Source organism: Pirellulales bacterium (assembly GCA_036499395.1).
GTDB lineage: Bacteria > Planctomycetota > Planctomycetia > Pirellulales > JACPPG01 > JACPPG01.
The window spans coordinates 1-7,617 of sequence record DASYDW010000075.1; the positions used below are offsets into that span (position 1 = coordinate 1).

At 54.8% G+C, this 7,617-nt stretch carries 8 protein-coding genes and 1 pseudogene; 4 read left to right on the top strand and 5 right to left on the bottom strand.

The window, feature by feature from the left end; all coding sequences use genetic code 11:
- The 3 genes from VGN12_14230 to VGN12_14240 all read right to left on the bottom strand — a co-directional run.
- The coding region (locus VGN12_14230; GenBank protein ID HEY4310604.1) for a hypothetical protein at positions 1–189 on the bottom strand (189 nt) is incomplete at its 3' end.
- Positions 182–760 (bottom strand): DUF1801 domain-containing protein, encoded by a 579-nt coding sequence (locus VGN12_14235; GenBank protein ID HEY4310605.1) that lies wholly within the window; start codon positions 758–760, stop codon positions 182–184. The genes VGN12_14230 and VGN12_14235, both read right to left, overlap by 8 nt.
- Positions 761–790: 30 nt before the next feature.
- Positions 791–1,990 (bottom strand): PQQ-dependent sugar dehydrogenase, encoded by a 1,200-nt coding sequence (locus tag VGN12_14240; protein ID HEY4310606.1) that lies wholly within the window; start codon positions 1,988–1,990, stop codon positions 791–793.
- 25 nt (positions 1,991–2,015) lie between these two features.
- On the opposite strand from VGN12_14240, the gene VGN12_14245 reads away from it, so the two are divergent.
- From VGN12_14245 to VGN12_14260, 4 genes are all read left to right on the top strand, one after another.
- On the top strand, positions 2,016–2,546 hold the full coding sequence (locus VGN12_14245) for a hypothetical protein (protein ID HEY4310607.1): 531 nt from the start codon (positions 2,016–2,018) through the stop codon (positions 2,544–2,546).
- 939 nt (positions 2,547–3,485) lie between these two features.
- Complete coding sequence (locus tag VGN12_14250; GenBank protein HEY4310608.1) at positions 3,486–3,704, top strand: hypothetical protein; 219 nt, start codon at positions 3,486–3,488, stop codon at positions 3,702–3,704.
- 160 nt (positions 3,705–3,864) lie between these two features.
- Complete coding sequence (locus tag VGN12_14255; protein ID HEY4310609.1) at positions 3,865–4,476, top strand: hypothetical protein; 612 nt, start codon at positions 3,865–3,867, stop codon at positions 4,474–4,476.
- A gap of 128 nt (positions 4,477–4,604) precedes the next feature.
- Positions 4,605–5,153 carry a hypothetical protein gene (locus tag VGN12_14260; protein ID HEY4310610.1) on the top strand — a complete coding sequence of 183 codons (549 nt, stop codon included), beginning with the start codon at positions 4,605–4,607 and terminating at the stop codon, positions 5,151–5,153.
- 672 nt (positions 5,154–5,825) lie between these two features.
- Here the strand turns inward: VGN12_14260 and VGN12_14265 are convergent.
- Complete coding sequence (locus VGN12_14265; protein ID HEY4310611.1) at positions 5,826–7,292, bottom strand: RHS repeat-associated core domain-containing protein; 1,467 nt, start codon at positions 7,290–7,292, stop codon at positions 5,826–5,828.
- A 30-nt stretch (positions 7,293–7,322) separates the two neighbouring features.
- Positions 7,323–7,466 (bottom strand): annotated as a pseudogene (locus VGN12_14270) (hypothetical protein).
- Between the last annotated feature and the right edge of the window lie 151 nt (positions 7,467–7,617).

Sequence of the window (7,617 nt, forward strand, 5' to 3'; positions counted from 1 at the left end):
GAGTTGCTGCTCCTCCTTGGCAACCGCCGACCGCAGGTGATCCCACAATACCTGTTGTTTCGGATTGAACGGTGAATTCGCCGCGTGTACAACCGTGGAGCACAGTACAAAAGCCGATGCAGCCAGCGCAGTAACGCTGAATGCAAGAAGCGGCAGGCGCAAGCCCGCCAACTTAACGACCCTAGTCATCGAGTCCGAGCCCCTTTAAAATCCTTGGCGCGTGCTTCTCGATGCGAGCGATACGAGTCGCTGCTTGTTTAGCGCCTGCAAAATTCAGCAAGTAACCTTTTTGCCTGCCGGGACTCAGCGCGCCGAACGCCTTGGCTAGTTTAGGATCAGAATCCAAACGCCTTCGGAACTCCTCCGGCACGTTGAATTGAGCGACGCTCTTCATCGGCACCTTGGCGCCGGATTTCTCAACAGCGATGGCCTCCTTGACATAGGCCTTGACCGCCGCTTTCTGCTTGTTGATGTCCGCAAGAGAGGTAAACCTGATTTGCCTGGCGGACTGAACATTCTTGGTCTGCTGAATAAGGATGCCTTTGGGGTCTTTGAGCAAGGCTCCTTTCATGAAAAGCAACGCGCAATAATCCTTGAAGCCATGAATCAAAACCACATTGCCGCCATTGAGATCGTAACAGGCCTGACCCCATTTCATCTCTTCATTGAGGCCCGAAGCAATGCAGAGCCGGCGGAGCGCGGCGTATTCAGCGCTCCAGTGTTTTTCCTTGCCGTGAATTTTAGTTACGAGCGGATTCATTCTTGCCTCGAATTGGATCTAGACGCACGATCAGATCGCCGGTTCGAGCCGCAGCACCCGTCCATCGGGCTCGTCCGTGCAGACATACAGATAACCATCGGGTGCCGCTCGCACGTCGCGAATGCGCCAGTTTAAATCGTTCAGCAACTGTTCCTGATCGACCACTTCCCCATGCTCATCCAAATGGACGCGGCGCAAATGCTTGAACGCCAAAGCGCCGACGAAAAGATCGCCGCGCCACGCTGGAAATTTGTCGCCTCGATACACGGCAAGCCCTGAAGGCGCCATCGACGGAGTCCAGTAGATCACCGGTTGTTCGAGACCCGCACGCTGGGTGTAGGGAGAAACATAAGCGCCGGAATAGTCCATGCCATAGGTAATCACCGGCCAGCCATAATTCCTGCGCGGGACGATGATATTCAATTCATCTCCGCCGTGCGGGCCATGCTCCGTTTCGTAGAGCCGTCCGCTTTGGGCATCGAAGGCCAAGCCCTGCTCATTGCGATGTCCCCAGCTATAGATTTCCGGGCGGACCGGAGCTTGGCCAACATATGGATTGTCCTTCGGTATGCTGCCGTCATCGTTCAAGCGGACAATCTTTCCGAGATCCGACGACAAGTCCTGCGCCTTTTCACGGTATTCGAATCCTTCGCCGATCGTAAGCGCGAATGTGCCGTCAGGCAGGAATGCCATGCGCGCGCCGTAGTGGTTATCGGTATCCTTTAGCGGCATGGCCTTGAAGATCACATGCAAGTCTTGGAGCGCACCGCCGTCGAAGCGAGCGCGCGCGACTTGCGTGCCATTGGCAGAGGCCGTTCCCGCCGCATAAGTGAGATAGACGGTATTGTTTTCTGCGAATTTCGGATGCAGGACGATGTCGAACAGACCCGCTTGACTACCCGTGTGCACCGGAGGCACACCCGCGATCGGCTCGGGTAGCAACGCGCCGCCTTTGATCAAGCGCAACCGCCCCACCCGTTCCGTCACCAATATCGAACCGTCCGGCAGGAATGCCATCGACCAGGGATGATCCAAACCCTTTGCGATCTCGGTGACCTTATACCCCGTCTTGATCACTTTGCCCGCCTGCGGCGGAGGCGGTAGCGCTCGCGGCGCCTCGGATGCCGCTTCGCCGGCCGCTCGGGCACAAATTGCCAACATCGCGACAACCAGGATTGCAAGCCGAATGCCGATGCCTTGGTTTGGACCCTCATCCGTTATGATGGACACTTCTTCTTCTTCGCAGGACTCGCCCATGACACAGCCGTGGAAACGTTGGATCCTGCGGATGCTACGCCGGGTAGCCGCATTTGTCGTCGCGGCTTTAGTCATGGTGCTCTTGGGCTCCGCCGCCAGCTCATATTTCGTTCAACAGGCCTGGTCCAGCGCTGCAGGACATGCCTACGGAACGGCACCGGCCGCCATCCTGTTTACAGATCGCATCGCCTGGGCCGCGACCGACCTTGTCGGCATGTTTCTGCCCTACTGCGCGGTGACCGCGATCGCCCTGTTGATCGCATTCTTGATTGCGGGCGCGCTGGCGCATTTCACCGGTTTTCGAGCGTTCATCTTCGGCCTCGCCGGCGCGTTGGCGCTCTTTGCGTTATTTACGATCTTAAGAAATGTATTGGGCACCGTTGGTATTTTCGGCGCGCGCGGACCGACTGCCCTAGCCGCCCAAATGGCAGTTGGCGCGATTGCAGGACTGCTATTCGCACGGCTTACCACATCTCCAAACCTTCCGTTATCGCCAACCAATCCCAATGGTCATCGTTATAGAGGATAGCCATCGGTTAGAGCGGGGGCCAAGGAGGGAAGCGATGATTAGCCCGGTTTTCTCAAATCGTCAGCCGGTTCGACCACGTGCCTATGTGTATCTCATCGGCGTACCCATATGCGTGTTGGTGTGGTCGCTCGTCCTTTTCATCGTCAGACCCCGGCTCGACGAATCCACGGTGTATCGTGGAATTGACAGTATTCTCTATCTCGCGGCCCTCGGCGCATTGGTCCTGGTGGCAATTCCCCTCAGATACCGTCGCTCTTCTAGTCTCCGGAAGCTCCTGACAGTGTCCGTAGTCTGCGGTTTGGCACTGGCGTTCGAAACGTTTGTGGGATACATGACGATGGGTTTCGGTTGAGGCGCGCTAATCGGCGGTTCGAGCGGACTGTGCGGGTCGCCATTGATCGACCAAGGAGGGAATTGGTGATTGGGATAGAGCAGCTTCGAATGATGGCAGCGCCCCCTCTCGACGCACTACCCCATCGTTAGATGCATGAACGACCCGTGGTACAAGTCTTTGGGGAGCATTCTGTGGGGAGTCTTCCGATTTATCCTCGCCCCCTTCATGGCCATTGGCGCTCCTATATTGGCAACATATGGTGCCCTACATGGTAGTGAGGCCGACTTGAACGCCCTGCAGCTTCGGTCTACGCAGATTCCAGTCCTAATTGGCATAGAAGGTGACAGCACAGACTGCAGCAAATACTCGCCTTGCACTTCGAACGGACAGCGAACGTATTTGGTCTTTCCCGAGGCCATCACCAGGGGTGAGCTAGTCGCGGTAGATCACAAGGACGATATTGTTACTGTCGACAGACAACCTCTGGTCGGCTACCTCGCGATCGGCATTTGGTTGGGATTTGTAGGTCTCACATGGCGCTATTGCGTGCGTCCACTGCTGCCTCTTGATGCCGCGCGATCGCAAACCTCGAGTAGGTGGTCCCGATGAAGCGTAATCCCTATGTGGTTCTCGCCATCGGCGCAGTGACCCTCGCCTTCCTGTTTGAGGTTGGCACACGGGATTTGGGACACGAATTTACATTCTTTGGTAAGTTGTCACAGGGGCAGAGTGCCTGGGTACGCTACTGCGTTCTTACCGTCGCCGCCTTATTGGTCGTCGCGGCGTTTGTCTATCATCGGCGTGCCACAAAGTCGCGTCAGTAAACGCTTCGTTCGCGGATTGCTAGGACTCTAAGCAACGGTTCGAGCGGACTGCGCGGACGCTTGAGACAAGGAGAGAGTCGATAATTAGGATAAAGGGGGCTTGGATTGACGACAACGGGTCCAGTTGCGGGTCAAGAGCGTTGGGCATTGGGAAACCACGTTGACTTTCGCTGAAATCGTCGGTGATTTGCACCGGCACCACCAGATACCCGGGGACGGTGAAGTTCCTGCCATTTTTGTGGCGGACCCTTGGGATCCTTCGTCCGAGGCAACCGTCGAGGGCGCTGAGGGGGTTCCGCTTCGCCGCAAGCCTATTCTGTTTTATCTAACGACGGTAGCGGCAGCGCTCAGGTTCTTTGGCACTGCTTACGACGGTTTGGTGGAGAATGATGAAGTGGACGCCATGTGCCGAAAGCTTGCGCACCATATTGCCGCTATGAACGCGCAAGGCGAAAGGCACGACATAGATATCGAGCCCGCAAGCACCGAGGGACTTTCTGCAGAATTCTCGAGCGCGACTCCCAACCGTGCGAGCAGCACAAAAGGCTTTACCGTGATTTTTCACCCCGCCGGTGGGGTGGATTACGCGGATGCCATTGACGTCGCTCGGGTGGATTCGGAGCTGTACGTAAAACCGCTGAGAGTCGCCCTCTATCGTGAAAGTAAGAGCCTCCAAAAGTTAACTGCCTCGCGCGCGAATGAGATACTAACCAACATAGTTCGCGCGATGGCATTCTTGGGGCATCTGGAGCAGCCTACGGAGATTGTTTGACGGCTGCCATGGCGCCACGTTTGAAGATGCCTCATAGTCGATCGGCCACGGAGTATTTTGATTAACCATGGAAAGAGTCGACGCGTGTCAGCCTGACCGTTAAGAGTCTTTACATACGAGCGTGCTAATTGGGTAGCAAGCAGAGTTCGGGCGACTCCCATAGAAAGCGCTATGCCCGATGGCAAAATCTGGCGCCAATTTCCACACGAATTCTCGCTTCGGGTGTGGAGTCCCAACTCGTGCCGATATTGGAAACACATAACTTTCAGCGGGTCGACATAGTCCTCGGGCAGTCCGATTGGCCCGTTTCCGGGCGGGAACTGCGTCTCGAGCGCCGCTTTGAAAAGCTGATTGACTCAATAACCTTCAATTTCCAGAAATATGGCGCAGCGCGTGTGCAGGTCCATTGTTCAAGGCGCGCGGCCGAAATGCCTAACGCCTTCGTTCGATCCGCGAATCTTGTGGCACGGAGTGATCAGTACTATCACTTCTGGGGTAAACCCTGGTGGCTGCCGTCGAAGTTTTGGTCGGGCAATGCTTCTCGTCGGACGATTGATCGCATCGGAGGTCTTCTCGATCAGGTGTTGAGGTTTATTGAAACCGAAGAGCGCGGCGCCAACATTAGTCGTCCCACTGGGGCGTCGCTTGATCGGCGTCCCAATTCAGGGGCCGGATAGTGCTCAATGGCGCATAAACCAAGGATCGTATCCTACGAGCCAGTGTTCGATGTTATTCGGCACAAGTTGTCTAAATGGCGCGCAAGCTGCACGGGCGGCTTGGTGGTCCAAATCTACTGAAGCTTGAGAAGGATCTGTTTTCTCAGAACCCCGCCCCGCGTTACGTTCAAGGAAGTGGGATGGTCGAAGGGCTGTGAGTGCGTTCAGATAACTTGTGGCGATAGCTGTCTGGGCGTACCTGCATTCTATTCAGCGCGCAGGCAACAGATAACTGCAAACGTTTGAAAAGTTACGCAGTAATCTCATCGATTCCAGCGTTGGAATCCCTTATTTATTCAGTGTGGAGACAGGTATCGAAAATTGTCCGACAGCAGCGCGCGAAACTCATACGCTGCCAAGAAAATGAATATCCCCACGCTGACGGCAATTGTTGCCGCCCCAAACTTTGCGAGTTGGCGGTGGAATTCTCGGGCTAACAGACGTGTAATTGCCTTGGCCGCTCCATACACAATCAGAAAAACGCATAAGCCCGCTATGGCCTCAATCAGAAATCCCAATGAATTTGATGGGAATAGGGGGGCCATCAGAGAGAACCACAATATTTCCATTAGCAGGACGCTGGCGATTCGTTTCAGAATTGAGCGTGATGGCAAATCGGCATGCGTCACAGTATTAACCTCCACAAGCGAGCCTGGCGTGAAATAAGGCTGTAGATGCGAATGGAACAGTCGCTGCGCCGACAATATCAAGTGCAGTTAGGGCCGCGGCACCACCGATTTCGCCCCAGCTTGGAGTCGTCCACATATTAAATGCTCTGCTGATGCCTATTGTCGCACGTGGCACCCCCTGTTTCAGGCCGACCAGCTCAAGATCAAGGTATACGGTATCGGTTACCGATTTCCCAGAAATCCCAGGAATTGACTGTTGTACATTAAACGTATCCGCTAGGAAACCGCCAAGATTTCCATAGGTGTTTTGCAGAAAGCTGTTAATGCATGCATCGCATTCCAGCGACCCGAGAGTACTGCATGGCAGAAATTGCGGCTCCCCGTGCGCGAAATACAACGGTCGCGGTAGGGTTAGGTTAGGAATCGTCGGTGGAGAGATATTCGGTGTGGGTTGATAGTTTGGCGATGGAACTATCAATGGTTCCGGAGGAGTACACGGTGCCTGGACTACTATGTCCGGCCCCGTGGGCTGAACTGGATCTTGCAAATTAGTTTGACCAAGAAGTGTCGGATCAGGAACAGCTGGTGGCTGCCCACAGATCAGACCAGTGGGATCGCTATTACTAATAGGATCGTTGTGTACAAACGAATAGTAATTCATGCCGTCCGCATAGCCTGCTGGATCGGGCTGTAAAAATCTGCCCTGACTCGCATTGTAAGTTCGGGCGCGCGCATTATAGAAACCTGCCGAGCCGGTAGACAGCATGCCTTTAAATCCCAGGTTGCCGTTGTGCGCTGATAGTCCTGAAGAGCCCGAGACTCCGAAACCGTCATAAGTAGTCGTTTCAGCAGTTCCAGAAAAGGCCCCCGCGACGACCGAACCAAAAGCGTTGGTAACGAGCCAATTTGCGCCGCTCACAGTGGTGCTCGTCCCGGGATACCATAAAAGTGTTCGATCAAGCGGTAAATCCGGTACATAGCGATTGATGATGTTGCCGGATACATCATAGCTCGCGACTGCCTGCTGCCCGGAATACACCAATCGGTTGTTATTAGAGCCCGACACGCTTCGATAGCGCCGATCGAGCGCATCGTAAGAGAAGGTCGTACCGTTTAACGTGATCAGTCGGTTAAGACCGTCAAAGATGAAAGTGTTGGAGCCGTCGTTAGTCAGATCCGAGCGGCCGTTGTAACTCATGGTATGAGTACCCACCGTGGTGTAGCGGTTCTGCCCATCGGTCGCGTAGCTCGTCGCCGACGGCGACGTCGTGCCATCATAAGCCGAATTGTTCGAGATCATCGTCATCGGCTGGCCGGCCAGGTTGAACGTGTAACTGAAGATGACGTTCTTGCTCGTATCGGAAAAGCTGTAGGCTTGGGATGACAGTCTTAGATCGGAACCATAACCGCGCGTCTCCGAGGGGCCGCTCGCACGCGTGACGTTGCTGATTTGTCCCAAATTATTGTACATCAGCTCAAGCAGTGTCACAGAGTTCGAATCGGTTAAACCAGTGAGCTCATTTACTGCGTCGTAGCTGTAGACAACGTAATAGTTGTCAGGGTAGGTTAAGCGAGTCAGGTTTCCGACCAGATCATATTGACGACCCACCGTGCCGAAAGGCCCCGTCTCGCTGGTCTGACGACCTAGCCCATCATATCAAGGCCGGACCACGACCGTAACCGACCCGCAAGCGAAAGTAACCACTAAACTTTCGTTGGTCACGGGAGCGCTGGCGCGCACTCAAGACCATAATCTCTACTCTGTGAATTTTAATTACGATGCGTTTGGCTCTTTG